The sequence below is a fragment of the Nocardiopsis oceanisediminis genome, from assembly GCF_048595525.1.
In the GTDB taxonomy this organism is placed as follows: Bacteria; Actinomycetota; Actinomycetes; order Streptosporangiales; family Streptosporangiaceae; genus Nocardiopsis_A; species Nocardiopsis_A oceanisediminis.
Genome location: NZ_JAFMZJ010000001.1, coordinates 5,418,740 through 5,442,259 on the forward strand (window position 1 = coordinate 5,418,740; position 23,520 = coordinate 5,442,259).

Consider the following 23,520-nt stretch of genomic DNA (forward strand, 5'->3'; position numbering starts at 1 on the left):
GCCGGCGCTCAGCTCCAGCGGGCCACGAAGTAGCCGACGCCGTAGGGCGCCTCGTGCGCGAGGAGCTCGCCGGAGAGGCCGGCGCCGGCGGCCGCGCCGGCCAGCACCTGCCAGGCCGGCCGGCCCGCCGCCATCAGCTCGTCGGCCCGGGCCGGGTCGAGCGCGGCAAGCGCGCCGGTGTCGGCCCGGTCCAGCGCGGCGGCGACCCCGGTGTCGAAGGCGGGCGCCCGGTCGTCCGGGCGGCCCGGGGAGGCCGGGGGCCTGCGGGCGCTGCCGTCCCCCATCACCACCAGGGCCAGCCGCGGCACCTCGGCGGCCAGCTCCGCGCCGATCCCGGCGCAGCGCCCCGGGTCGGCGTCCGCCGGGACCTCCAGGTAGCGGTCGGGGCGGAGCCCGGACCGCTCGGCGAGCCAGCGGCCCACGGTCAGCGCCAAGGGCAGCTCGGCCGGTCCCGGCCCCACCCGCAGCGCCGCCCCGAACGGCGCCAGGTCCCCGCCCGCGTCCGGGCCGTGCGTCCGCTCCCGCTCGCCGGCCCCCACCACCGCGACCAGGTCGGCGCCGGACTCGGCGACGGTGGAGAGCGCCGCCCCGCACAGCTTCCGCACCCCGTCCAGCTCGGCCGCGGCGCCCTGGGCGACCTCGGGGACCAGCAGGGGCGGGTGCGGGCAGACGGCGGCGGCGATCAGCATGGCTCACCACCCTATGGCGGCCCGCGGCCCCGCCCCTCCGGTGAGGGGGCTCTTCCCTCCGCGGGCCTGTACGGGCGGCCGCCGGCGGGCTATCGTGACTGTATGACCAGATTGGTCGATCCGGTCACGAAAGAGCGTCGCACAGGAGAGCGGGGAGCATGGCGGGCAGCGGAACGGAACAGCGCACCGGGGGGCGGCCGGGCGCCGGGGGCGGGCGCGAGGAGCGGGCCGACCGGATCCTGCAGGCCGCCGGGGAGCTGCTCACCGCCCTGGGGTACCGGCGGGTCTCGGTCAGCGAGGTCGCCGAGCGCGCCGGCGTCGGCAAGGGCACCGTCTACCTGCACTTCCCCACCAAGGAGGCGCTGTTCCTCAGCGTGCTGATGCGCTCCCAGGAGCAGATGATCCGGGCCGAGGTCGCGGAGATGCGCGCCGACCCCGCGGCGATCCTGCCCGGCCGGGTCGCATCCGCCGCCTACCTGCTGGTCGACCGGGACCCGGTCGCGCGCACCGTGATCACCGGCGACACCGAGACCCTCGGGGTGCTGGCCCGCACCGCGGCGACGGAGGTCGCCGAGCTGTCCCGGCTCCGCTTCGAGACCCTGGCCGCCTACTTCCGCGTCCTGGACGGCCACGGCCTGCTCCGCCCCGGCGGAACCGCCGAGGAGCGGCTGTTCGGCTACTCCGCGACGGTGACCGGGTTCCTGGTCACCGGCTCCCTCACGCCGTTCGCCCCGGCCGACGCCGAGGCCGCCGCCCGGCTGCTGGGCCGGACCGTCGGCGACGCCTTCGAGGCCCCGGCCGACCCCGAGCGGCTGCGGGCCGCCGCCCCCGCCGTCATCGACCTGTTCCAGAACCTGCTGGACCGGCTCGTCGAGGAGATCGCCCGGCAGAAATCGAGCTGAGGCCGGCCCCGCCGGGTCGCGGCGGGGCCGGCACCGATGGAGAGAGGACCCGACATGTCCGCGCCCACCGAGAACACCACGAGTGCCGCCAGCGCCCCGGTCGACCTCGGCGACCCCGGCTTCCACATCGACCCCTACGCCAGGTACGAGGAGCTGCGCGCCCGGGGGCGGCTCGTCCCCGCCTCGCTGCCGATCCCCGGCGAACCGGACGTCCTGCTGGTCACGCACTACGAGGACGCCCGGGAGATGCTCGCCGACAAGCGGATGCTCAACGACCCGTCCCCGCTCTCCCCCGGCGGGGACGACGGCCAGAACCTCCGGCTCCAGGCGATGAAGGCGGCCGGGGTGCCCCGGGAGTACGCCCGGTACATGGTCGACGCGAGCATCCTCGACATGGACGCCCCCGACCACACCCGGATCCGCAAGCTCGTCTCCCGCGCCTTCACCGTGAAGCGGGTCAACGCGCTGCGCCCCCGGGTGGAGGAGATCACCGGCGCCCTGCTGGACGCGCTGCCCGACCGCGCCGAGGACGGCGTCGTCGACCTCATCGAGCACTTCGCCTACCCGCTGCCGATCACCGTCATCTGCGAGCTGGTCGGCGTCCCCGATGAGGAGCGGAACGCCTGGCGCGACTGGGGCAGGAGGCTCTTCACCAGCGACCAGGGGGTCCGCGGCGAAGCCCTGATCGGCATCGCCGACCAGGCCAAGGCGCTCATCGCCGAGCGCCGCAGCGCCCCGGCCGAAGACCTGATGACCGCGCTGATCCGCACGCACGACGAGGACGGGGACCGGCTCTCCGACGACGAGCTGGTCTCGCTGGTGCTCACCCTGATCCTGGCCGGGCACGAGACCACCGCGCACCTGATCGGCAACGGGACGCTGGCCCTGCTCACCCACCCCGAGCAGCTGCGCCTGCTCCGCACCGAGCCGGGCATCGGCCCGCGCGCGGTGCACGAGCTGATGCGCTGGTGCGGCCCGATCCACGGCACCCGGATGCGCTACGCCTCGGAGGACCTGGAGATCAACGGGCTGCGGTTCGCCAAGGGCCAGGCCTGCATGGCGCTGCTCGGCTCGGCCAACGCCGACCCCGCCGAGTTCCCCGACCCCCGCCGGCTGGACCTGGCCCGCGAGCCCGCCGGGCGGCGCGAGTCGCACATGGGCTTCGGGCACGGCGCGCACTACTGCCTGGGCGCCGCCCTGGCCCGGCAGGAGGGCGAGGTGGCGTTCACCCGGCTGTTCGACCGCTACCCGGGCCTCTCGCTCGCGGTGCCCCCGTCCGAGCTGCGGCGCGAGCGGATCCCGCTCAGCTGGCGGCTGGCCGAGCTGCCGGTCCGGCTCGGCTGAGCGGCCCGAACGGGCGGAGCCGCCCGGCCCGGTCCCCCGGGGCGGGCGGCTCCGCCGCGGTGTCCGGGGCGGTCAGGCGTCGCAGCAGCCGCCCGCGGCGGCGGCCGGCGCCGGCGCCGGGGCGCCGATCGACGGCATGCCCAGCATCACCCCGGGCCCGGCCTGCTTCTCGGCGACGCCGTTGCGCGCGGCCCAGGCGTCGCCGGCCCGGGTGCGGCGCAGCGCGCGCACGCCGGAGTCGGCGACCAGGTGGTGCGGCGCGGCGTAGGTGATGCCGACCCGGACCATGTCGCCGGGGCGGGGCTCCTCGGCGCCCTCCTCCACCGCGAAGTGGACCAGCCGGTTGTCCGGTGCGCGTCCGGAGAGCCGACGGCGCTCGCCGTCCTTGCGCCCCTCGCCCTCGGCGACGAGCAGCTCGGTCTCGGTACCGACGAGCTTGGCGTTCTCCTCCGCGGAGATCCGCTCCTGGAGGGCGATGAGCCGCTCGTAGCGCTCCTGCACGACCTCCTTGGGCAGCTGCCCGTCCATCTCCGCGGCCGGGGTGCCCGGGCGCTTGGAGTACTGGAAGGTGAACGCGGAGGCGAACCGGGACTCGGCCACCACGTCCAGGGTCTCCTGGAAGTCCTCCTCGGTCTCACCGGGGAAGCCGACGATGATGTCGGTGGTGATGGCCGCCTCGGGCATGGCCGCGCGGACCTTCTCCACGATGCCCTGGAACCGCTCGCGCCGGTAGGAGCGGCGCATCGCCTTGAGCACCCGGCTGGACCCGGACTGCAGCGGCATGTGCAGCTGCGGCATCACGTTGGGGGTCTCGGCCATCGCCTCGATGACGTCGTCGGTGAAGTCGCGGGGGTGCGGGGAGGTGAACCGGACCCGCTCCAGCCCCTCGATCCCGCCGCAGGCGCGCAGCAGCTTGGAGAAGGCCTGCCGGTCGCCGAACTCCGAGCCGTAGGCGTTGACGTTCTGGCCGAGCAGGGTCACCTCGACGGCGCCCTCGCCGACCAGGGCGCGCACCTCGGCGAGGACGTCGCCGGGGCGGCGGTCCTTCTCCTTGCCGCGCAGCGACGGCACGATGCAGAAGGTGCAGGTGTTGTTGCAGCCGACGGAGACCGACACCCAGGCCGCGTAGGCGGACTCCCGGCGGGTGGGCAGCGTGGAGGGGAACGCCTGCAGCGACTCCTCGATCTCCACCTGCGCCTCGCGCTGCACCCGGGAGCGCTCCAGCAGGATCGGCAGCGAGCCGATGTTGTGCGTGCCGAAGACCACGTCCACCCAGGGCGCGCGGCGGACGATCTCGCCGCGGTCCTTCTGCGCCAGGCAGCCGCCGACGGCGATCTGCATGCCGGGGCGGGCGTCCTTCACCGGGCGCAGGTGCCCGAGGTTGCCGTAGAGGCGGTTGTCCGCGTTCTCGCGGACCGCGCACGTGTTGAAGACGATGACATCTGCGGTGCTGTTCTCGGCTGCGCGCTCGTACCCCGCATCCTCCAGCAGACCGGACAGGCGCTCGGAGTCGTGCACGTTCATCTGGCAGCCGTAGGTCCGCACCTCGTAAGTACGACTCTGGCTCACCTCTCCAGGCTAGTGGCCCGCGCGACCCGCTCGGCCCTGCGCCGGGGCCGGTCCCGGCCGCGCCGCGCGGGGGCTTCCGGGGCCGTCCGCTCAGGTGATAGGGGGTGGGGACGGGGCCGCGGCGGCCCGGCCGCGATGCGCGTACCCCCTCCCGACCACTAAGGTCGACTTGTAGGTCTTCACCCCCGCGAGCACAGAGATCTCCGTTATGACCGACCGCGTCACGGCCCCCTACGGCGCCTGGCCATCGCCGATCGCAGCGAGCGACGTCGCCCGAGGAGTCCGACGGCTGGGATTCCCCTCGGTCGCCGGCGAGGAGGTCTGGTGGGAGGAGGCCCGCCCGGACGAGGGCGGCCGCACCACCGTGATGCGGCGCGGCGCCGACGGGGCCGACACCGAGCTGCTCCCCGCCCCGTGGAGCGCCTGCACGCGGGTGCACGAGTACGGCGGGCGCTCCCACCTGCCCGTGCCGCGACGCGACGACAAGGCCCGCACCCGGTACGGGATCGTCTTCGCCAACGCCGCCGACCAGCGGCTCTACCTGCTCGAACGGGACTCCCGGACGCCGGTCCCGCTCACCCCCGCCCCGGAGGCCCCGGCCGCGCTGCGCTACGCCGACCCGGCGCTGTCCGCCGACGGCAAGCGGGTGGTGTGCGTGCGCGAGGAGCACGGCGCGGACGGGTCGGTGCGGCGGGCCATCGTCTCGGTGCCGCTGTCCGGCCGGGCCGCCGAGGAGCCCGATGCGGTCTCCGTGCTGGTCACCGGGGCCGACTTCTTCGCCTCCCCGGTGCCGTCCCCGGACGGCGGGCACCTGGCCTGGGTGGCCTGGAACCACCCGCGCATGCCGTGGGACGGCACCGAGCTGCGGGTGGGCCGGCTCGGCCCGGACGGGGTGACCGGCGCCTACACCCTCAAGGGCGGCGTCTCGGAGTCGGTGCTGCACCCGGTCTGGAACGGCCCTTCCCGGCTCTGCTTCGTCTCCGACTGGCCCGGGTTCTGGAACCTCTACGAGATCGGCCTGACCGGCCAGGCGATCGCGCTCTACCCGGACGAGAGCGAGTTCACCCCGGGTCCGGCGCGGCTGGGCACCCTCCCCTACGTGCGGCTGGACGACGGCCGCCTGGTGGTGCTGCACGGCGGCGCCGACCTGGTCCCGGCCGTCTACGACCCGCGGACCCTGGAGCTCGCCCCGCTGGACACCCCGTTCACCAGCTGGGAGACGCTCGGCGGGGACGGAAGCCGGGTGGTCGGGCTGGCCTCGGGGCCGCGCACCCCGCAGAGCCTGGTGCTGCTGGACCCGGACACCGGCCGGGTGCGGACGCTGCGCGCCTCCCTGGACGACCTGCCCGACCCCGGCTACCTGCCGGAGCCCGAGACGGTCGAGCTGCCCGGACGGTACGGCGGCACCGTGCACGCCAACCTCTACCGGCCGGCCAGCCCGGAGGCCGCCGCGGACGGCCCGGCGCCGTACGCGGTCTGGGTGCACGGCGGCCCGGTGGCCCGCGCCACCACCGGCCTCGACCTGGCCAAGGCCTACTTCACCAGCCGCGGCATCGGGGTGGTCGACGTCAACTACAGCGGCTCCATCGGGTTCGGCCGCACCTACCGCGAGCGGCTGCACGGCATGTGGGGCGTGCTGGACGTGGAGGACGCCGAGGCGGTGGCCCGGGCGCTGGCCGCCGACGGCACCGCCGACCCGGACCGGATCGCGGTGCGCGGCGGCAGTGCGGGCGGCTTCACCACGCTGCTCGCCGCCGCGGGCGACGTCTTCGCCTGCGGGACCTCCCTGTACGGGGTGACCGATCTGCTCCGGCTGGCCGCCGAGACGCACGACTTCGAGTCCCGGTTCCTGGACTCGCTGCTCGGCCCGCTGCCCGGCTACTCCGCGACCTACCGCGAGCGCTCCCCGATCAGCAGGGCGGACCGGGTCCGGGTGCCGCTGCTGCTGCTCCAGGGCACCGAGGACCGGGTGGTACCGCGCGCCCAGGCCTCGGAGTTCGCCGCCGCGCTGGCCGAGGGCGGGGTGCGGCACGCGCTGATCGAGTTCGAGGGCGAGGGGCACGGCTTCCGCGCCGCCGAGTCGGTGCAGCGCGCCCTCGAGGCCGAGCTGGCCTTCTACGGCGAGGTCTTCGGCTTCACCCCGCCGGGGGTGCCGCCGGTGGAGCTGGTCACCGAGTACCCCGACCCCGAGCTGGAGGCCGAGCCGCTGCCGGAGCTGGACGAGGAGCCCGCCCCCGCCGCCGGGGCCCCCGGGGGGCCGGCCGCCCCCGCGGCCGGCGGAGACCCCGCCGGGCCCGCCGCTCCGGCTCCCCCCGGCCCCGAACCGATCTGGCCCGGCAGCGCCCCGAGCGGAGCGGAGCAGGGCTGAGCCCGCCGGGCGGGCGCTCAGCGGGCGGTCTCGGTGGCGCGGGACTCGCGGACGACGGTGACCCTGATCTGGCCGGGGTAGGTGAGCTCCTCCTCCACCCGTTTGGCCACGTCCCGGGCGATGACCTGGGACTGGACGTCGTCGACGTCCTCCGGCCGGACCATGATGCGCAGTTCGCGGCCGGCCTGCATGGCGAAGACCTTCTCCACGCCGGGGTTGGAGCGGGCGATCTCCTCCAGCCGCTGCAGGCGCTCCACGTAGGCCTCCAGGGACTCCCGCCGGGCGCCCGGGCGGCCGCCGCTGATCGCGTCGGCGGCCTGGGTGAGCACCGCCTCGACGGTGCGCACCTCCACCTCGTTGTGGTGCGCCTCGATCGCGTGCACCACGTCGTCGGACTCGCCGTAGCGGCGGGCGATCTCCGCGCCGATCACCGCGTGGCTGCCCTCCACCTCGTGGGTGAGCGCCTTGCCGATGTCGTGCAGCAGCGCGCCGCGCTTCACCGCGGCCGGGTCCATGCCCAGCTCGGCGGCCATCATCCCGGCCAGGTGCGCCGACTCCACCAGGTGCTCCAGCACGTTCTGGCCGTAGGAGGTGCGGTAGCGCAGCTGGCCCAGGAGGGTGACCAGTTCCGGGTGCACGTCGGCGACGCCGGTCTCCACCAGGGCGTCCTCCCCGGCCCGCACGCACAGCCGGTCCACCTCGGCCCTGCTGGCCTCGTGCACGTCCTCGATGCGCTGCGGGTGGATCCTGCCGTCCTGGACCAGCCGCTCCAGGGTGATCCGGGCGGCCTCCCGGCGCACCGGGTCGAAGCAGGAGAGCAGGACCGCCCCGGGGGTGTCGTCGATGATGAGGTTGACCCCGGTGACCGACTCGAAGGCGCGGATGTTGCGCCCCTCCCGGCCGATGATCCGGCCCTTCATGTCGTCGGAGGGCAGGTGGAACACCGAGACCACGGACTCACTGGTCTGCTCGGTGGCCAGGCGCTGCACCGCCAGCGAGATGATCTTGCGGGCCCGCTTCTCGCCGTTCCGGCGCGCCTCCGCCTCGATCTCCCGGACGGTCAGCACCGCGTCCCGCTTGGCCTGGGCCTCCGCCGCGGCGACCAGCTCGGCCCGGGCCTCCGCCGCGGTGAGCGACGCGGCGGCCTCCAGCGCGCTGACCCGTTCCTGCTCCCGGTCGGCCAGGTCCCGTTCGAGCCCGGCCAGCCGCTCCTCTCGCTCGTCCAGCCGCCGTCCGGCGTCGGTGACCCGGCGCAGTTCCCCGTCGAGCCGGTGCTCCCGCTCGTCCAGCCGGGCCTCGCGCCGCTCCACCTCCGCGCGGCGCTCCTCGATCCGCGCCCGGTCGGCGGCCCACTCCTCCTCGGCGGCGGCGCGCCGCGCCGCCAGCCGGGCGTCCAGCTCCCCGGTGCGCCGCTCGGCCTCCGCCTCGGCCTCGGCGCGGATCCGCTCGACCTGCTCCCTGGCCTCGGCGAGCTCGCGGCGGATCTCCCCGGCGCGCCGCTCCCGGGCCGCGAGCAGGACGCGGACCAGCAGGAGCAGGGTGATCGCGGCGAGGACGGCGAGCGCGACCGCTCCGGCGGCCAGCGGGCCGGTCGCAGCGCCCATGCCCTTCCCCCAACCCGTCTCCGCCGCCGGGGGCGGACCGCGCGGCGCGCGGCGCCTCCGGACCGCGGCCGCCCGGGACCGGGCGCCCCGGCGTGCTCTCCGCCGTTCCCGGTGTGCGGGTGGCCCGCTGTGGATAGGGCTACCCGAGGCGCGCGGAGTTAATACGCCTGTGCGGCGAGGTTAGGGCTCCCGTCACATGACGGGCAAGTGAGGGCCGGTGACGCACTGTGGCGGCGCCCGGAACGGCGGACCGCAGGGCAGGCTTCGACCTGGGAGAACGCCCGGCGGCGAGATAGTTGATCACTGAACGATCACGATCGGGCCGGTGCCCGGCGGTCAGCCCAGGTCCGGGTCGGGCAGCTCCAGGTCGGAGCCCTCCGCCTCCAGTTCCTCGCGGACCAGCCGGTAGGCCGTCCCGCCCGGGAAGCCCCGGCGGGCCAGCATGCCCATCACCCGGCGCACCCGGACCGCGTCGTCCTTGCCCCGGGTGGCGGCGAGCTTGCGGCGGACCAGTTCGCGGGCGGTCTGCTCCTCCCGGTCGGCGCTGAGGTCGTCCACGGCGGCCTGGACCGTCTCCGCGGCGACCCCGCGCCGGCGCAGCTCGGCGGCGAGGGCGCGGCGGCCCAGTCCCCGACCGGTGTGCCGGGACTCCACCCAGGCGGCGGCGAAGGCCTCGTCGTCGATCAGCCCCACTTCACCGAAGCGGCCCAGCACGGTCTCCGCGACGCGGTCGTCGATGCCGCGCCGCTGCAGCGCCTCGGCCAGCTGCGCGCGGGTCCGCGGTGCGGTGGCCAGCATCCGCAGGCAGACGATGCGCGCCCGGGCCTCGGGGGCGTGCTCGTGGTGCTCCCCCTCGGCGGGGGAGCCGGACTCGGAGTGCGGCTCAGGCATCCGTCGCGGCGGCGGTCTTGGCCTTGGCTCCGCGCTTGGCGGCGGCCGGGACCGCGGCGGCGGGCTCCTTCTCCTTCTCCGGTTCCTTGACCGGCTCCTTGGCCGCGGCGTCGGCGGCCGGCGAGGCGGAGTCGTCCCCCTTCATCGGGACGCCGAGCTTCTCCTTGATCTTCTTCTCGATCTCCAGCGCCATGTCGGAGTTGTCCCGCAGGAAGTTGCGGGCGTTCTCCTTGCCCTGGCCCAGCTGGGTGCCCTCGTAGGTGTACCAGGCGCCGGACTTGCGCACGATGCCGTTCTCCACGCCGAGGTCGATCAGGCCGCCCTCGCGGGAGATGCCGACGCCGTACAGGATGTCGAACTCGGCCTGCTTGAACGGCGGGGCGGTCTTGTTCTTCACGACCTTGACCCGGGTCCGGTTGCCGACCGCGTCGGTGCCGTCCTTGAGCGTCTCGATCCGGCGGACGTCCAGCCGGACCGAGGAGTAGAACTTCAGCGCCCGGCCACCGGTGGTGGTCTCCGGGGAGCCGAACATCACGCCGACCTTCTCCCGGAGCTGGTTGATGAAGATCGCGGTGGTGTTGGTCTGGTGCAGCGCGCCGGCGATCTTGCGCAGCGCCTGGGACATCAGGCGGGCCTGCAGGCCGACGTGGCTGTCGCCCATCTCGCCCTCGATCTCGGCCCGCGGCACCAGGGCCGCGACCGAGTCGACCACCAGGATGGAGACCGCGCCGGAGCGGATCAGCATGTCGGCGATCTCCAGCGCCTGCTCGCCGGTGTCCGGCTGGGAGAGCAGGAGGTCGTCGGTGTTCACGCCGATCTTCTTGGCGTACTCGGGGTCCAGGGCGTGCTCGGCGTCGATGAAGGCGGCGATGCCGCCCTCGCGCTGGGCGTTGGCGACCGCGTGCAGCGCGACGGTGGTCTTACCGCTGCTCTCCGGGCCGTAGACCTCGACGATGCGGCCCCGCGGGATGCCCCCGATGCCCAGGGCGACGTCCAACGCGATGGCACCGGTCGGAATGGACTGGATCGGCGGGCGGTCGTCATCGCCGAGGCGCATGACGGACCCCTTGCCGAACTGGCGCTCGATCTGCGCGAGCGCGGTCTCGAGAGCCTTGTCTCTGTCAGCAGCTGCCACGGGGAACCCCTGTTGGGTCGGTGTCTTCTTCTTCATCTCGGAAGTGACGCTACGCCCTCGCCGTGACATTTCACGACGGCTTCCGCCACCTGTGGACGGCCGGGGGCGCGGCGTCGGACGTATGCGCGCCGCGTGTCTTCGACCACTCTCGCGGGCCCCGGTGTCACCGACAAGCCTACCCGAACTTCTGTTCGATTACCGGCACCTCCGCACGATCGGCGCGCCCCCGGCCGCTACCGGACCGCCTCCGGCAGGTCGAAGGTCTCGCAGACGCGGCGCCACACCTCTTTGGCGGCGATCCCGTCGGCGAGCGCCTGGCGGACCGTCCGCGACCCCAGCCCGTCGATCACGTAGTCCTGGGCCAGGCTCTCCGCGTAGGCCTCGCCGAACTGCTCGTACATCCGCTCCCAGAAAAGTGTCAGTCTCATCGCCTCCAGTATCGGCCCCGCCGGGCGCGGCCGGGGCCGGTGCGGACCCGCAGCACCGGGGCGATCAGCAGGAACACCGGGGCGGCCAGCGCGAACAGCACCCCCGGGCCGGCCGCCTGGGAGCCCAGCCCGTAGCCGGCGCAGGCCAGGACCGCCACCGCCTCGGCGCCCAGCCCGCCGAGCGACAGCACGGTGGCGCGCGCCGGGCCGGCCACCGCGTCCTGCACCCGGGTCTCGGCGGCCACCGAGGCCCACTCGAACGCGCCGAAGGCCGCGCCGACCAGCACCATCCCCACCGGGTGCCCGATCAGGGCGCCCGCCGCCAGCAGGACCGCGGCCGCGGCGAGCACCGGCGCCGCCCGGCGGGCGCCCCGCCCGGCCGCCCACTCCCCCGCGGCGGCCAGCACCGCGGCCGGGACCAGCAGCAGCGGGACGGCCGCCGGGCCGGCGGCCAGCGAGGCGGCGAGCAGCGGCAGGAACTCGTCCAGCGCGGTCGCGCCCATCAGCACCGCCATCGCGAGCAGCCCGGTGCGCACCGCCGCCGAGCGGCGCGCCTCGCCCAGCGCGGCGCCGAGCACCGCCGCGTACCGCCGCCGCCAGGGGCCGGCCGCCGGGGCGGCGCCCTCCCCGCCCCCCTCCGGGCCGGGGGTCCGCCGCGCCCGGGGGAAGGTGAGCGCCACCAGGGCCGCCGCGAGCATCGCCAGCACGCTGCCGGCGCCGACCGCGAGGTAGCCGCCGGCCGCCATCACCGGGGCGGCCAGCGCGGTGGAGACCGCGGTCGCGGCGGTGCCCAGCGCCCGGGAGCGCCCGATCAGCCGGGCGTAGGCCCCGGCCGCGCCGGCCGCCGCCAGTTCGTCGTGGACCAGCGCCTGCAGCGTGCCGGAGACCAGTGCGAGGCCGACCGCCCAGAGCACGAAGCCGGCGGCGAAGGCGGGGTAGGCCGGGACCAGTGTCCACAGTGCGAAGGCGGCGGCGGAGAACAGCGGGGCGGCGGTGAGCAGCGCGCGGCGCGGAAGGATGTCGGCGAGCACGCCGGTGGGCACTTCGAGGGCCGAGACCGCGACCGACCACAGGATCAGCAGCGCGGAGATCTGCCCGGTGGAGAGCCCGCTGTCGGCGAAGAGCAGCACGTACAGCGGGTAGAGCAGGACGAGGTCGGTGAGGAGCGCGTAGCCGTAGAGGCTGCGCGCCGTCCGCGCCTCGGGGCGGGATCAACATCGCCGGAACATGGTCCGAGGATAGGCCGCCCCCGTGCGGCGGACAAGGCCGCTACCGGTCGTCGCCCTCCTCCGGCCGCTTCGCCGCGATGACCGGGACCGCCACCGCCCCGATGAGCGCCGTCGCGTAGGGCACCAGCCCCACCGCGACCGCCGCACCGGTCCCGTCGGACCCGCCGCCGGTGTAGTGCAGCGCCATGTGCACCGCACTGGACAGCAGGAAGCCCAGCAGCCATCCGCCGAACAGCCCGGCCGCGGCGGCGCCGAGGATCCTCATCTCCGCTCCCCTTCCGTTCCCGTGCCGCCCCTTACCTCCCCGGGGCCCCGGAGGGGCGGTTCCCTGGCGTGCGGGGCCTTTCCACCGCGACACTAGGGAGCGGTCCGCGCGCCCCGCGTCCGCCGCACGGGCGAACCCGCCCTGCATCCTCCGGGGTACGCGCCGCGGGCCGGATACCGAGCCGGAGCCCCGCCGGACCCGCGCGGCGCCGCCCGGCGGGGAGCGGACGGGCGCCCCGCGCGGTGCGGTGGACCGCCCTCGGGAGACCCGGCCGGCCGGGCGGAGGCGGCCGCTCCGGGGCCGGGGGCGGCGGACGGCCGGTTGCGCAGGCGGGCTACTCCTCCGCCGTGGCGGCGAACAGCTCCTCGCGGGCGTTCTGCACGGCGAGCAGCAGGGCGCCGCGCAGGACGGGGTCGGGCACCTGGCCGATCGCGACGTCGGGGGCGTTGGGGGCGACCCGGGGGACCGCGGCGGCCACCCGGCGGGCGAGGTCGTCGCCGCCGGCCTCGGCCACGGCCCCGGCGAGCACCGCCAGGCCCGGGTCGAGCACCACGCTGACCGTGGCGACGCCGAGGGCGATCCGCTCGGCGAGCTCGTCGAGGAAGGCGTCGCCGCCGGACCCGGCCTTGCGCGCCGCGGCGATCACCTCGGCCGCGGTGCCCCCCTCGAAGCCGTGCCCGTTGCCGAGCACCACGATCTCCCGGGCGTTGACCAGCGACTGGAAGCCGTGTGCGATGGTGCCCTCCGCGGTGCGGAGCGACTGGTAGCCGCCGGGCAGGCCGACGTCGCCCGGGAGCGGGGCGCCGGGGACCGGGAGGTAGCCGATCTCCCCGGCCCCGCCGGAGCGGCCGTTGTGGACCCGGTCGTTGAGCACGATGGCCATCCCGACCCCGCGGCCCAGCCACATCAGCACGAAGTCGGAGACCTCTTCGGCGGCGCCCTCGGCGTGCTCGGCCAGCGCGGCCAGGTTGACGTCGTTCTCTATCGCGACCGGGCGGTCCAGCTCGGAGCCGAGCGCGTCGAACACGCCCTCCAGCCAGGCGTGCAGGTCGAAGGAGAAGCGGACCGCCCCGGTCCGGGGGTCGACCACGCCGGGGGTGCCGATGACGCAGGCGTGCAGCCTGCCCCGGGGCACGCCGGCCCGTTCGATCAGGCCGGTGACGGCGGAGCAGACCGCGCCGACCGGGTCGGGGGCGGCCGTCGGGTCCACCGAGTCCTGAGCGACGACGGTGCCGGAGACGTCGGCCAGCACGATGTCGACCTCGGTCGCGCTGACGTCCAGCGCCACCGCGTAGGCGCTGGAGGGGACCACGGCGTACAGCGCGGCGTTGGGCCCGCGGCCGCCGGCCTGGCTGCCCACCACCTGCACCAGGCCGCGCTCCTCCAGCCGGGCGAGCAGCTGCGATGCGGTGACCTTGGACAGCCCGGTCTCCTGGCCGAGCCGGGTCCGCGTCAGCGGTCCCGACGCCAGCAGCAGCTCCAGTGCGGCACGGTCGTTCAGCTGCCTCAGCAGCCGCGGAGTCCCCGGACGCCGAGACATAACCGTGACACCCCCGTCCCTATTAGTTAGGAAAGTTTCCTGTTAGTTTAGCGCCAACGTGAACCAGGTCTCGTTTTCCGGGCGCCCCCGCCCGCTGCCGGGCGGCGTCGGAGAGCGGAACCAGCGGATGCACGAGTGCTATATCAGCACACCCCCGCACCGAACACGAAGCCCGCACAGCGTTCGTAGCCGACCCAGAGATGACCGGGGGGCGTCTTCACCGACGCGACGGCGCACGCGTGGCGACGCGTGAAGGGAGAGAACGAGTGAGATTCCCGAAGATCGCGGCCGCCTCCACGGCGGTCCTCCTCGCCACCGCCTGCGGAGGCGGAGGAGGTGACGCCGCGGACCCGTCCGAGGCCCCGGGGAGCCTGACCGTGTGGGTCATGGGCACCGCCCAGGACCCGCTGGTGGAGTACTTCGACGGCATCGAGAAGCGGTACCAGGAGACCTACCCCGACACCAAGGTCGAGGTGGAGTTCATCCCGTGGGAGGACGCCCAGCAGTCGATCACCAACGCGGTGGCCGGCGGCGACGCCCCCGACGTGCTGGAGGTCGGCAACGACCAGACCGGCAACTGGGCCAACCAGGGCGCGCTGCTCTCCCTGGACGAGTACATGGGCGACTGGGAGGACGCCGCCGACCTGGACCAGAACGCGCTGGAGTACGGCCAGTTCGACGGGGTCCAGTACGGCGTCCCGTGGTTCGCCGGGGTGCGCACCCTGTACTACCGCGCCGACTGGCTCGAGGACCTCGGTGTGGCCCCTCCGGCCAACTGGGAGGAGCTGGTCGACGTCTCCAAGGCGATCGAGGAGGAGCACGACGTCCCCGGCTTCGCCGCGCCGACCGACTTCACCAACGGCATCGCCAGCTTCATCTGGAGCAACGGCGGCGAGATCGCGGTGCAGAACGGCGAGCAGTGGGAGGGGAGGCTGACCTCCCCGGAGACCAAGGAGGCCATCGACTTCTACGCCTCCCTCACCACCGAGGAGAAGATCTCCCCGCAGTCCTACGTCGGTGAGAACGAGCTGATCCCGCTGGCCGACATGGCCAACGGCAAGCTCGGCATGTACATCGACGGCTCCTGGGCCATGGGCCAGATGGAGGAGCAGGCCGAGGACCCGGAGCTGCTGGAGGAGATCTCCGCCGCCCCGATCCCCGGCGCCGAGGGGATCGCACCGGCCTTCGCCGGCGGCTCCGCGCTCACCGTCTTCTCCACCACCGAGCACCCCGAGCACGCCTTCGAGCTGCTGAAGCTGATGGGGGACAAGGAGGGCGGCAAGGGCTACGCCGACGCCGCCGGCTACTTCCCGGCCTACCCGGAGCTCCTCGACGACCAGAGCTACCAGGAGGACCCGGTCACCGCCGCCGGCGCCGAGCAGATGAAGAACACCCAGTTCTTCCCGTCGACCCCGCGCTGGACCACCGCCGACCAGGACCAGAAGATCCTGCCGGCCGCCGTCCTGGAGATCGTCAAGGGCGAGGACGTCGACACCGTCCTGGAGAAGGCGAACAAGGACCTCACCGAGACCCTCAACGAGGAGACCGAGTAGTCCGGGCGCAGCCCCCGTGACCTGGGGCGGCCGGTCCCCTCTCTCCTCCCGGCCGCCCCTTCCCCCACCCCTCCGACGAGCCCGCCCCGGGACGCCGGCCGACCGCCCGTTCCCCCCGTCCCGGCCCTCCAGATTGAGAAGCCAGTCATGGCACAGACCATCGAAGCGGCACCGCCCGGCCGCACCGGCGGAGAGCCCGGCGCCGAACGCCCGCCCCGGGCGAAGCGGCGCCCGCGCCTCCCCGCGCCCTACCTGCTCATCGCACCGGCCCTGATCATCCTCTCCGGGGTCCTGCTCTGGCCGATCGTGCAGATGGTGTGGTACTCGCTGCACGGGTACAGCACCCGGCACCTGATGCCGAACGCACCGGCACCGGAGTTCAAGGGCCTGGAGCACTACCAGACCCTGCTGAGCGACCCCGCCTTCTGGCGCATCCTGGCCAACACCGTCGTGGTGTGCGTCCTGATGGTCGGCATCACCCTGGCGCTGGGCACCCTGGTCGGGATCCTGCTGCACAAGCTGCCCAAGTGGTTCTCCACCACGGTCGCCATCGGCATGATGCTCGCCTGGGCCACCCCGGCGATCAGCGCCTCGCTGGTGTTCCGCTGGCTGTTCATGCCCGGCCGGGGCCTGGTGAACGTGACCCTGGACCGGATGCCGGACTGGCTGGTCGGCTCGGGCTGGCGGGACTTCAACTGGTTCCTGGAGCCGGTGCCGCTCTTCTCCGTGCTGATCATGGTGATCGTCTGGCAGGCGTTCCCGTTCGTCGCGGTCTCGGTGCTGGCCGGCCTGAAGAGCATCCCGCACGAGCTGTACGAGGCGGCGAAGGTGGACGGCGCCAACGGCTGGCGCAGCTTCTGGAGCGTCACCTTCCCGATGCTGCGGCCGCTGTTCGCACTGCTGCTGATCCTGCAGATCATCTGGGACCTGCGGGTCTTCACCCAGCTGTTCATCCTGGCCAACAGCTTCCAGAACAAGTCCGTCTACCTGCTCTCGTACTACATCTACCAGCAGGGGTTCAGCGCGAACCCGCCCAACTACGGCATGGGTTCGGCGATCGCGGTGGTGATGACCCTGATGATCCTCGCGGTCACCGCCTACTACCTGCGCATCATGATCCGCCAGGGGGAGACCCGATGACCGCCTCCGTCAGCACGCACCGCCGCCGGCGCCGGCGCCGCCCGCCGATGGTCCTGGCCCGCCGGGCCGGCCTCTACCTGGCCGGCGTCGCCGTGCTGCTGTTCTCCGTCTTCCCGGTCTACTGGATGGTCGCCACGGCCTTCCGCCCCCAGGGCGAGATCTTCTCCGCCGAGCAGACGCTCTTCCCGCGCTCGCTCACCCTGGAGCACTTCGACCGGGTGGTCAACGGGCGGCTGCTGCCCGGCGTCGACTTCTGGCAGTTCCTCGCCAACAGCCTGATCGTGGCCCTCGGCTCGGTCCTGCTCGGCGCGCTGTTCTCGCTGCTCGCCGCGGTCGCCGTGGCCCGGTTCCGGTTCCGGCTGCGCACCGCCTTCATCGTGCTGCTGATGATCATCCAGATGGTTCCGATGGAAGCGATCATCATCTCCATCTTCATCAACTTCCGGAAGCTGCAGGACGCCTCCGGGATCACCATGCTCGGCAACCTGACCGGCATCCTGATCGTCTACACCGCGGTCTCGCTGCCGATCACCATCATGATGCTGCGCGGCTTCGTCGCCGCGGTGCCCAAGGAGCTGGAGGAGGCCGCCGCCATCGACGGCGCGACCAACGCCGTGGTGTTCTGGCGGATCCTGATGCCCCTGGTGGCGCCGGGCCTGGTCGCGGCGAGCATCTTCGCCTTCATCACCGCCTGGAACGAGTTCGTGGTGGCGCTGACCTTCCTGGGCCGCAGCACCGACAGCTTCACCCTGCCGCTGACCCTGTCCTACTACTTCGGCCGGACCGGGACCGAATGGGGACCGATCATGGCCGCCTCCACCCTGCTGACCATCCCCGTGATGATCTTCTTCCTCTTCGTGCAGCGGCGCATGGTCTCCGGACTCACCATGGGCGCGGTCAAGGGGTAAGCCCCCTCCTCAGCCCCTTGCACCGCGGCGGCGCCGCGCGGCGCGCCCGGCCCGGATCGGCTCATCCGGCCGGGACCCCCGCCCGCGCGGCGCCGCCCCTCCCCTGCCGTCCTCCGCCTCCGCGCCCCGCGCGCCCGCAACGAACGGAGAGCCCTCCATGCCCGCGGACCACTCCCTGGACCGCCTCGCCAACGCCACCCTGCTGGTGCCGTTCGAGTCCACCTCCGCCCCCCGGTGGATCCTCGACGGCCTGTCCGACGGCATCGCCGGCGTCTGCCTGTTCCACAACAACATCGACCTGTCCGGCGGCCCCGACGCGCTGATCGCGCTGAACCGCGCGCTCTCCTCGGCCGCCGCGGCCCCGCTGATCTCCCTGGACGAGGAGGGCGGCGACGTCACCCGGATCGGCCAGGCCGCGGGGAGCGACTACCCCGGCAACGCCGCACTGGGCGCCATCGACGACGCCGCGCTCACCCGCGACGTGCACGCCGCGCTCGGCGCGGAGCTGCGCCGCCTCGGGTTCACCCTGGACCTCGCCCCCTCGGTGGACGTGAACACCGAGGACGACAACCCCACCATCGGCACCCGCTCGTTCGGCTCCGACGCCGCGCTGGTCGCCCGGCACGCCGCGGCGGCCGTGCGCGGCCTGCAGGACAGCGGGATCGCCGCGACCGCCAAGCACTTCCCCGGCCACGGCGCCACCAGCCAGGACTCCCACGTCGACCTGCCCGTGGTGGAGGCCTCCGCCGAGCTGCTCCGCTCCCGGGAGCTGCTCCCCTTCCGCTCCGCCGTGCAGGCCGGCACCCGCGCCGTGCTGACCGCCCACATCACCCTGCCCGGCCTGGGCGTCACCGGGCCCGCCACGCTCAGCAGCACCGTCCTGGTCGACCTGCTCCGCGGCGAACTGGGCTTCGACGGGACGGTGATCAGCGACGCCTTGGACATGGCGGGGGTCAGCGGCGAGATCGGCGTCCCCGAGGCCGCGGTGCGCTCCCTGGCGGCCGGCTGCGACCTGCTCTGCCTGGGCCGGTTCTGCTACGCCGAGGAGGTGGCCGCGGTGCGCGGGGCGATCACCGCGGCGGTGCGCGAGGGGCGGCTGCCCGGCGAGCGCCTGGAGGAGGCGGCCGAGCGGACCGCCGCGCTGCGCGCCTGGACCGCCGACCGGCCCGCCCCGGAGCCGCCCTCCGCCTCCGGGCTGGACGGGGCCCGGCGCGCGGTCGGCGTGGACGGCCTGCTCCCGTCCCCCTCCGAGCTCGCCGACCCGGTCGTGGTGGAGCTGGACGTGCCGACCGGGATCGCGGTGGGCGAGGTCCCCTGGGGGATCGCGCCGTGGTTCCCCGGCACCGAGCGGCTGGACGCCGCCGCGGCCGACCCGGAGCGGGTGCTGGCCGCCGCGGCGGGGCGGCCGCTGGTGGCCGTCGTCCGCGACGCGCACCGCTACCCGGAGGTCCGCCGGTTCGTCGAGGCGCTGTGCCTCCGCCGCCCGGACGCCGTGGTGGTGGAGATGGGCCTGCCGGTCTGGCGGCCCGAGTGCCGGGCGCACGTCCGCAGCTACGGCGCGGCCCGGGTGAACGGGCTGAGCGTCGCCGAGCTGCTCGGCGGCGAGGTGCGCGCCCCCGTGCGCTGAGGCGGCGGGCGGGCCCCGCGCGCGCCTCGGGGCCGCCCTCGGCTCCGCGGGCCCTCCAGGACGCTCTGAGGGCCCGCGGAGCCCGTCCGCCCCGGTGGGAGGGCGTGGCGCCGGGGCGCGCCCGGTGCCGCGCCTCGGTAGGGTGAAAAGGCGGCCCGCACCGGGCCGCGTCCTCGGAATCCGGCAGGAGCAGCCTGGCATGACCCCGAACCGAAGGATCCCGGCGGCGCACCGCTGCCCCTTTGCACCGTCCTCCTCTCGATTCACGGCATAATCGCAGCATGCGCCTTTCTGCCCGGGTCGATTACGCGTTGCGCGCCGCGGCCGAACTCGCAGCCGCCAGTGGCGGCCCGGTTACGGCCGAACAACTCGCGCGCGCCCAGGCCATACCCGGAAAATTCCTGGAGAACATCCTCACCCAGCTGCGCCGCGCCGGCCTGGTGCGCAGCCAGCGCGGCCCGGTGGGCGGCTACTGGCTGGCCCGCGCCGCCTCGGAGATATCGCTGGCCGACATCATCCGCGCGGTGGACGGGCCGCTGGCCAACGTCCGCGGCGAGCGCCCGGAGGACGTCGACTACGACGGCGCGGCCCGCAGCCTGCAGCTGGTCTGGATCGCGCTGCGCGCCAGCGAGCGCTCCATCCTGGAGAGCGTGACCCTGGAGCACCTGTCCACCGGGGACCTGCCCGGCCCGGTGCGCCGGCTCGCAGAGGACCCCGAGGCCTGGGCCAGCTGACCCTCCCCGGACGCGCACAGGGCGGTGGCGGCCCCGGAAAGAGGGGCCGCCACCGCCCTGTCGTCCGGCTGCGGAGCGTCCGTTGTTCGGCTGCGGAGGGGGCGCGGTGTCCGGTTCCGGCCCCGCCCCGCTCCGGGGAGGGCCGACCGGGAGGCGTCAGACGCCGACCATGTCCACCACGTCGGGGACCCGGTCCGGCACCTGGTCGATGTCGATGCGGCCGTCGGACACGGACTCGGCGGGGACCGATCCGCTGAGCAGGGCGGCCTCCTGCAGCTCCGCGAGCGCGAGCTGGTCGGCGACCTCCCGCAGCACCTGGGAGAGCGGAACGCCCAGCGCCCCGCAGATCGAGGAGAGCAGCTCGGAAGAGGCCTCCTTCTGCCCGCGCTCGACCTCCGACAGGTAGCCCAGCGAGACCCGGGCCTCGGCCGACACCTCGCGGAGGGTGCGGCCCTGTCGCTGCCGAAGCCGCCGTAGCACGTCACCGAGCAGGTGACGAAGCAGGACCATCATTCGCGCTCCCTCCCAGCGGTAGCGACCATCATGAAAACACCGTACCTGCCCACCGCCTGATCGTCGCACCTCATGACCAGCTGTTCGCTGGAGGGGTAACACGATCTTGATGTCGATTTGTTCCCCACGGCGCGCGTCTTGAACGGCCCCGGACCCGTTATTTCCCGGGCTCGCCGGTGATGGTCGAGGTCAGCAGGGAGAGCGCGGACAGCGCGGTGTGGAACCTGATCCGGGCCCGATCTCCGCCGAGGTCCAGGCGGAGGCCGGCGGCCCGGCCGCCGGGTCCGGCCACCGCGATGTAGACCCGGCCCACCGGCATCCCGTCCTGGGGGTCCGGGCCGGCCACCCCGGTCACCGCGAGGCCGGTATCGGCCGCCAGGGCGCTCCGCGCGCCCTCGGCCATGGCCGCCGCCACACCGGGGTGGACCGCCCCGTGCCGGGCGAGCAGGCCCGGGTCGACCCCCAGCAGGCCCGCCTTGACGCCGGTGGCGTAGGCGACGACCCCGCCCCGGTAGACCGCGGAGGCGCCGGCCACCGAGGTGACCGCCGCGCCGATCATGCCGCCGGTCAGCGACTCCGCGGTGGCCAGGGTCAGGCCCCGCTCGGCCAGGGCGCGCAGCGCGGCCCGGGCCTCCGCGCCGAGGCGTGCGGCCTCCACCCGGCTAGCCCTCCGCGCTCCGGCGGGCGGCGCGGCGCAGCCGGATCGCCTGCAGCACGTAGTCCGCCCCGGTGACCAGGGTGACCACCAGTGCGGCGGCCATCACCACGTGCGCCACCAGGTGCAGCGGCTCGGGCAGCGGGAACAGGTACACCGCGATCGCCACGACCTGCAGGACCGTCTTGAGCTTGCCGCCCCGGCTGGCCGGCATCACCCCGTAGCGGATGACCGCGAAGCGCAGCGCGGTGATGCCCCACTCGCGGACCAGGATGGCGATGGTCACCCACCACCACAGCTCGCCGAGCAGGGAGAGGACCACCAGCGCGGCGCCGGTCAGCGCCTTGTCCGCGATGGGGTCGGCGAGCTTGCCGAAGTCGGTCACCAGGTTGCGGCGCCGGGCCAGCTCCCCGTCGATCCGGTCGGTGACGGCCGCGAGCACGAAGACCCCGAACGCCGCGTAGCGCCAGCCGGGCTCCGGCAGGAACATGAAGACCACGAACAGCGGCACCATGACCAGCCTGCTCATGGTGAGGATGTTCGCGATGTTGAACACCGGGACCGGCGGGGAGGGCGACTCCGGGGCGCTCATCGGGTGTCCGGCCGCTCGTCGGGGGCCTCGGCGACCAGGTCGACGCCGTAGGCCTCGGTCACGGTGGCGCCGACGATGTCGCCGACCCGCAGCCCGGTGCCGTGCACCACGGTGCTGCCGTCGACCTCGGGCGCCTGGTGCGCGGCGCGGCCCTCGTAGGCCCCGTCGCCCAGCTCGGACTCGATGAGCACCTCGACGCGGGTGCCGATGCGCTCCTCGGACCGCTGCGCCATGAGCTCCTCCGCCAGCCGGTTCAGCCGGTCCACCCGCTCCGCGACGACCTCCTCGGGCAGCTTGCCCTCGTGGCCGGCGGCCTCGGTGCCGTCCTCGTCGGAGTAGCCGAACACGCCGATCGCGTCCAGCCGGGCCTCCTCCAGGAACGCGGTGAGCTCGGCGAACTCCTCCTCGGTCTCGCCGGGGAAGCCGACGATGAAGTTGGACCGCGCACCGGCCTCCGGTGCCTTGGCGCGCACCGCGGAGAGCAGCTCCAGGAAGCGCTCCCGGTCGCCGAAGCGCCGCATCCGGCGCAGCAGCGGCCCGCTGGCGTGCTGGAAGGACAGGTCGAAGTAGGGCACCACGCCGGGGGTGCCGGTGAGCACGTCGACCAGGCCCGGGCGGACCTCGGCCGGCTGCAGGTAGCTGACCCGCACCCGCTCGATGCCCTCCACCGCGGCCAGCCGCGGCAGCATCTTCTCCAGCGAGCGCAGGTCGCCCAGGTCCTTGCCGTAGGAGGTGGAGTTCTCGCTGACCAGGAAGACCTCGCGGACGCCCTGACCGGCCAGCCACTCGGCCTCGCGCAGCACGTCGTCGGGGCGGCGGGAGATGTAGGCGCCGCGGAACGCGGGGATGGCGCAGAAGGTGCAGCGCCGGTCGCAGCCGGAGGCGATCTTCAGGTTGGCCACCGGGCCGCCGCTGAGCCGCTTGCGCGGGACGCGCGGGCCCGAGGCGGGCGCCACGCCCTCCGGCAGCGGCTCGAACGCGGCGTGCCCGGGGACGTGCGCGTCGGAGCCGGGCCGCTCCGCGGGCGAGATCGGGAGCAGGGTGCGCCGGTCCCGGGGGTCGTGCGGGACGAGCTTGCGCCCGGCGACGACGTCGTCCAGCCGGCCCGCGATCTCGGTGTAGTCGTCGAACCCGATGACCTGCGCCTCGGGCAGCGCCTCGGCGAGTTCGGAGCCGTAGCGCTCGGCCATGCAGCCCGCCGCGACGACCTTCGCGCCGTTGTCCGCCGCGCTGAGCAGCGCGTCGATGGAGTCCTGCTTGGCGGCCTCGATGAAGCCGCAGGTGTTGACCACGACGACGTCGGCGTCCCCGCCGGCGTCCCCATCGACGAGGTCCCACCCGCCGGCCGCGAGCCGGCCGGCGATTTCTTCGGAGTCAACCTCATTTCGCGCACACCCGAGGGTGACGAGCGAAACAGTACGGCGCGATGACATAGCTTCCAAGGTTAAGGGAGATCGGGTGCCCGGAGTGACCCGGCTTGGCTACCAGCCTAGATCCATTCCACTCGGGCTCCGGCCCGGACCCCGCCGGAACCGCCCCTCGCACCGCCCGGACCGGCGTTCCCACACCCTGGGTGACCAGGCTCACCCCGCCGCCGATCCCGCCCGACACCCCACGGGGCGCGGAGATCCAAGCAGAGCAGGCAGGGGCGGGGCCGAGCGTCTCACCCAAGCGCGGCGCCTCGCGGAGCGAAGGCTCAGACCGGCGGCGAGGCCAGGGGGCGTGCCAGCCGGTCGGTCGGGCGCGGCGCCCCACGGGGCCGGGGTTCAGACAGGCGGCGACGGCGGAAGCAGGGGCGGGGCCGGGCACCCCGGCCGGGCGCGGCGCCTCGCGG

21 protein-coding genes are annotated in these 23,520 nt (G+C 74.4%); 8 read left to right on the top strand and 13 right to left on the bottom strand.

Going from position 1 to position 23,520, the window contains the following annotated elements:
- Positions 1 to 8: 8 nt before the first annotated feature.
- Positions 9 to 689, bottom strand: a complete 681-nt coding sequence (locus J0910_RS23645; RefSeq protein ID WP_420160735.1) for a class III extradiol dioxygenase subunit B-like domain-containing protein — start codon at positions 687 to 689, stop codon at positions 9 to 11.
- Between the two features lie 158 nt (positions 690 to 847).
- Between J0910_RS23645 and J0910_RS23650 the strand changes: the two genes are divergently transcribed.
- Positions 848 to 1,591, top strand: coding sequence for a TetR/AcrR family transcriptional regulator (locus J0910_RS23650; protein ID WP_420160736.1), 744 nt, complete (start codon positions 848 to 850; stop codon positions 1,589 to 1,591).
- Positions 1,592 to 1,645: 54 nt separating this feature from the next.
- On the top strand, positions 1,646 to 2,935 hold the full coding sequence (locus J0910_RS23655; RefSeq protein ID WP_420160737.1) for a cytochrome P450 family protein: 1,290 nt from the start codon (positions 1,646 to 1,648) through the stop codon (positions 2,933 to 2,935).
- Positions 2,936 to 3,007: 72 nt separating this feature from the next.
- Here the strand turns inward: J0910_RS23655 and miaB are convergent, their stop codons facing one another.
- A complete protein-coding gene (miaB, locus tag J0910_RS23660; RefSeq protein ID WP_420162068.1) occupies positions 3,008 to 4,480 on the bottom strand; it encodes a tRNA (N6-isopentenyl adenosine(37)-C2)-methylthiotransferase MiaB in 1,473 nt (490 codons plus the stop codon).
- A 232-nt stretch (positions 4,481 to 4,712) separates the two neighbouring features.
- Between miaB and J0910_RS23665 the strand changes: the two genes are divergently transcribed.
- Positions 4,713 to 6,872, top strand: coding sequence for a S9 family peptidase (locus J0910_RS23665; protein ID WP_420160738.1), 2,160 nt, complete (start codon positions 4,713 to 4,715; stop codon positions 6,870 to 6,872).
- A gap of 17 nt (positions 6,873 to 6,889) precedes the next feature.
- Here the strand turns inward: J0910_RS23665 and rny are convergent, their stop codons facing one another.
- The 7 genes from rny to J0910_RS23700 all read right to left on the bottom strand — a co-directional run bounded on the left by rny (position 6,890) and on the right by J0910_RS23700 (position 13,964).
- Positions 6,890 to 8,476 carry a ribonuclease Y gene (gene rny / locus J0910_RS23670; protein ID WP_420160739.1) on the bottom strand — a complete coding sequence of 529 codons (1,587 nt, stop codon included), beginning with the start codon at positions 8,474 to 8,476 and terminating at the stop codon, positions 6,890 to 6,892.
- 336 nt (positions 8,477 to 8,812) lie between these two features.
- Entirely contained in the window at positions 8,813 to 9,367 is a 555-nt protein-coding gene (locus J0910_RS23675) for a regulatory protein RecX (RefSeq protein WP_420160740.1), read from the bottom strand.
- Entirely contained in the window at positions 9,360 to 10,502 is a 1,143-nt protein-coding gene (recA, locus tag J0910_RS23680; protein WP_420160741.1) for a recombinase RecA, read from the bottom strand. The genes J0910_RS23675 and recA overlap by 8 nt, the downstream gene beginning before the upstream one ends.
- Positions 10,503 to 10,735: 233 nt before the next feature.
- Positions 10,736 to 10,930, bottom strand: coding sequence for a DUF3046 domain-containing protein (locus J0910_RS23685; protein WP_420160742.1), 195 nt, complete (start codon positions 10,928 to 10,930; stop codon positions 10,736 to 10,738).
- Positions 10,927 to 12,060, bottom strand: a complete 1,134-nt coding sequence (locus J0910_RS23690; protein ID WP_420160743.1) for an MFS transporter — start codon at positions 12,058 to 12,060, stop codon at positions 10,927 to 10,929. The genes J0910_RS23685 and J0910_RS23690 overlap by 4 nt, the downstream gene beginning before the upstream one ends.
- Positions 12,061 to 12,199: 139 nt before the next feature.
- Positions 12,200 to 12,424, bottom strand: coding sequence for a DUF5957 family protein (locus J0910_RS23695; RefSeq protein WP_420160744.1), 225 nt, complete (start codon positions 12,422 to 12,424; stop codon positions 12,200 to 12,202).
- Between the two features lie 334 nt (positions 12,425 to 12,758).
- The gene (locus tag J0910_RS23700) at positions 12,759 to 13,964 is read right to left on the bottom strand and encodes an ROK family transcriptional regulator (protein ID WP_420160745.1); all 1,206 of its coding nucleotides are present in this window, start codon (positions 13,962 to 13,964) and stop codon (positions 12,759 to 12,761) included.
- A gap of 266 nt (positions 13,965 to 14,230) precedes the next feature.
- Here J0910_RS23700 and J0910_RS23705 point away from each other — a divergent pair, with 266 nt between their 5' ends.
- The 5 genes from J0910_RS23705 to J0910_RS23725 all read left to right on the top strand — a co-directional run bounded on the left by J0910_RS23705 (position 14,231) and on the right by J0910_RS23725 (position 19,926).
- Positions 14,231 to 15,517 (top strand): extracellular solute-binding protein, encoded by a 1,287-nt coding sequence (locus J0910_RS23705; protein ID WP_420160746.1) that lies wholly within the window; start codon positions 14,231 to 14,233, stop codon positions 15,515 to 15,517.
- Between the two features lie 147 nt (positions 15,518 to 15,664).
- Positions 15,665 to 16,657 (top strand): carbohydrate ABC transporter permease, encoded by a 993-nt coding sequence (locus J0910_RS23710; protein ID WP_420160747.1) that lies wholly within the window; start codon positions 15,665 to 15,667, stop codon positions 16,655 to 16,657.
- Entirely contained in the window at positions 16,654 to 17,565 is a 912-nt protein-coding gene (locus J0910_RS23715; protein WP_420160748.1) for a carbohydrate ABC transporter permease, read from the top strand. The genes J0910_RS23710 and J0910_RS23715 overlap by 4 nt, the downstream gene beginning before the upstream one ends.
- Before the next feature lie 157 nt (positions 17,566 to 17,722).
- Positions 17,723 to 19,192, top strand: coding sequence for a glycoside hydrolase family 3 protein (locus J0910_RS23720; RefSeq protein ID WP_420160749.1), 1,470 nt, complete (start codon positions 17,723 to 17,725; stop codon positions 19,190 to 19,192).
- Positions 19,193 to 19,473: 281 nt separating this feature from the next.
- The gene (locus J0910_RS23725; protein WP_026120536.1) at positions 19,474 to 19,926 is read left to right on the top strand and encodes an RrF2 family transcriptional regulator; all 453 of its coding nucleotides are present in this window, start codon (positions 19,474 to 19,476) and stop codon (positions 19,924 to 19,926) included.
- 156 nt (positions 19,927 to 20,082) lie between these two features.
- On the opposite strand, the gene J0910_RS23730 is transcribed toward J0910_RS23725, so the two are convergent.
- From J0910_RS23730 to rimO, 4 genes are all read right to left on the bottom strand, one after another.
- Complete coding sequence (locus J0910_RS23730; RefSeq protein WP_017594566.1) at positions 20,083 to 20,439, bottom strand: helix-turn-helix domain-containing protein; 357 nt, start codon at positions 20,437 to 20,439, stop codon at positions 20,083 to 20,085.
- A gap of 157 nt (positions 20,440 to 20,596) precedes the next feature.
- Positions 20,597 to 21,097 carry a CinA family protein gene (locus J0910_RS23735; protein WP_420160750.1) on the bottom strand — a complete coding sequence of 167 codons (501 nt, stop codon included), beginning with the start codon at positions 21,095 to 21,097 and terminating at the stop codon, positions 20,597 to 20,599.
- Between the two features lie 4 nt (positions 21,098 to 21,101).
- Positions 21,102 to 21,686: a CDP-diacylglycerol--glycerol-3-phosphate 3-phosphatidyltransferase gene (gene pgsA, locus J0910_RS23740; protein ID WP_420160751.1), complete on the bottom strand. Its 585-nt coding sequence runs from the start codon at positions 21,684 to 21,686 to the stop codon at positions 21,102 to 21,104.
- Positions 21,683 to 23,119 carry a 30S ribosomal protein S12 methylthiotransferase RimO gene (rimO, locus tag J0910_RS23745; protein WP_420160752.1) on the bottom strand — a complete coding sequence of 479 codons (1,437 nt, stop codon included), beginning with the start codon at positions 23,117 to 23,119 and terminating at the stop codon, positions 21,683 to 21,685. The genes pgsA and rimO overlap by 4 nt, the downstream gene beginning before the upstream one ends.
- Positions 23,120 to 23,520 lie beyond the last annotated feature (401 nt).

Bases quoted from the DNA above. Each gene is read 5' to 3' on its own strand.
- J0910_RS23645 (WP_420160735.1), bottom strand. From the start codon at position 689: ATGCTGATCGCCGCCGCCGTCTGCCCGCACCCGCCCCTGCTGGTCCCC.
- J0910_RS23650 (WP_420160736.1), top strand. From the start codon at position 848: ATGGCGGGCAGCGGAACGGAACAGCGCACCGGGGGGCGGCCGGGCGCC.
- J0910_RS23655 (WP_420160737.1), top strand. From the start codon at position 1,646: ATGTCCGCGCCCACCGAGAACACCACGAGTGCCGCCAGCGCCCCGGTC.
- J0910_RS23665 (WP_420160738.1), top strand. From the start codon at position 4,713: ATGACCGACCGCGTCACGGCCCCCTACGGCGCCTGGCCATCGCCGATC.
- rny (WP_420160739.1), bottom strand. From the start codon at position 8,476: ATGGGCGCTGCGACCGGCCCGCTGGCCGCCGGAGCGGTCGCGCTCGCC.
- J0910_RS23675 (WP_420160740.1), bottom strand. From the start codon at position 9,367: ATGCCTGAGCCGCACTCCGAGTCCGGCTCCCCCGCCGAGGGGGAGCAC.
- J0910_RS23685 (WP_420160742.1), bottom strand. From the start codon at position 10,930: ATGAGACTGACACTTTTCTGGGAGCGGATGTACGAGCAGTTCGGCGAG.
- J0910_RS23695 (WP_420160744.1), bottom strand. From the start codon at position 12,424: ATGAGGATCCTCGGCGCCGCCGCGGCCGGGCTGTTCGGCGGATGGCTG.
- J0910_RS23700 (WP_420160745.1), bottom strand. From the start codon at position 13,964: ATGTCTCGGCGTCCGGGGACTCCGCGGCTGCTGAGGCAGCTGAACGAC.
- J0910_RS23710 (WP_420160747.1), top strand. From the start codon at position 15,665: ATGGCACAGACCATCGAAGCGGCACCGCCCGGCCGCACCGGCGGAGAG.
- J0910_RS23715 (WP_420160748.1), top strand. From the start codon at position 16,654: ATGACCGCCTCCGTCAGCACGCACCGCCGCCGGCGCCGGCGCCGCCCG.
- J0910_RS23720 (WP_420160749.1), top strand. From the start codon at position 17,723: ATGCCCGCGGACCACTCCCTGGACCGCCTCGCCAACGCCACCCTGCTG.
- J0910_RS23725 (WP_026120536.1), top strand. From the start codon at position 19,474: ATGCGCCTTTCTGCCCGGGTCGATTACGCGTTGCGCGCCGCGGCCGAA.
- J0910_RS23730 (WP_017594566.1), bottom strand. From the start codon at position 20,439: ATGATGGTCCTGCTTCGTCACCTGCTCGGTGACGTGCTACGGCGGCTT.
- pgsA (WP_420160751.1), bottom strand. From the start codon at position 21,686: ATGAGCGCCCCGGAGTCGCCCTCCCCGCCGGTCCCGGTGTTCAACATC.
- rimO (WP_420160752.1), bottom strand. From the start codon at position 23,119: ATGTCATCGCGCCGTACTGTTTCGCTCGTCACCCTCGGGTGTGCGCGA.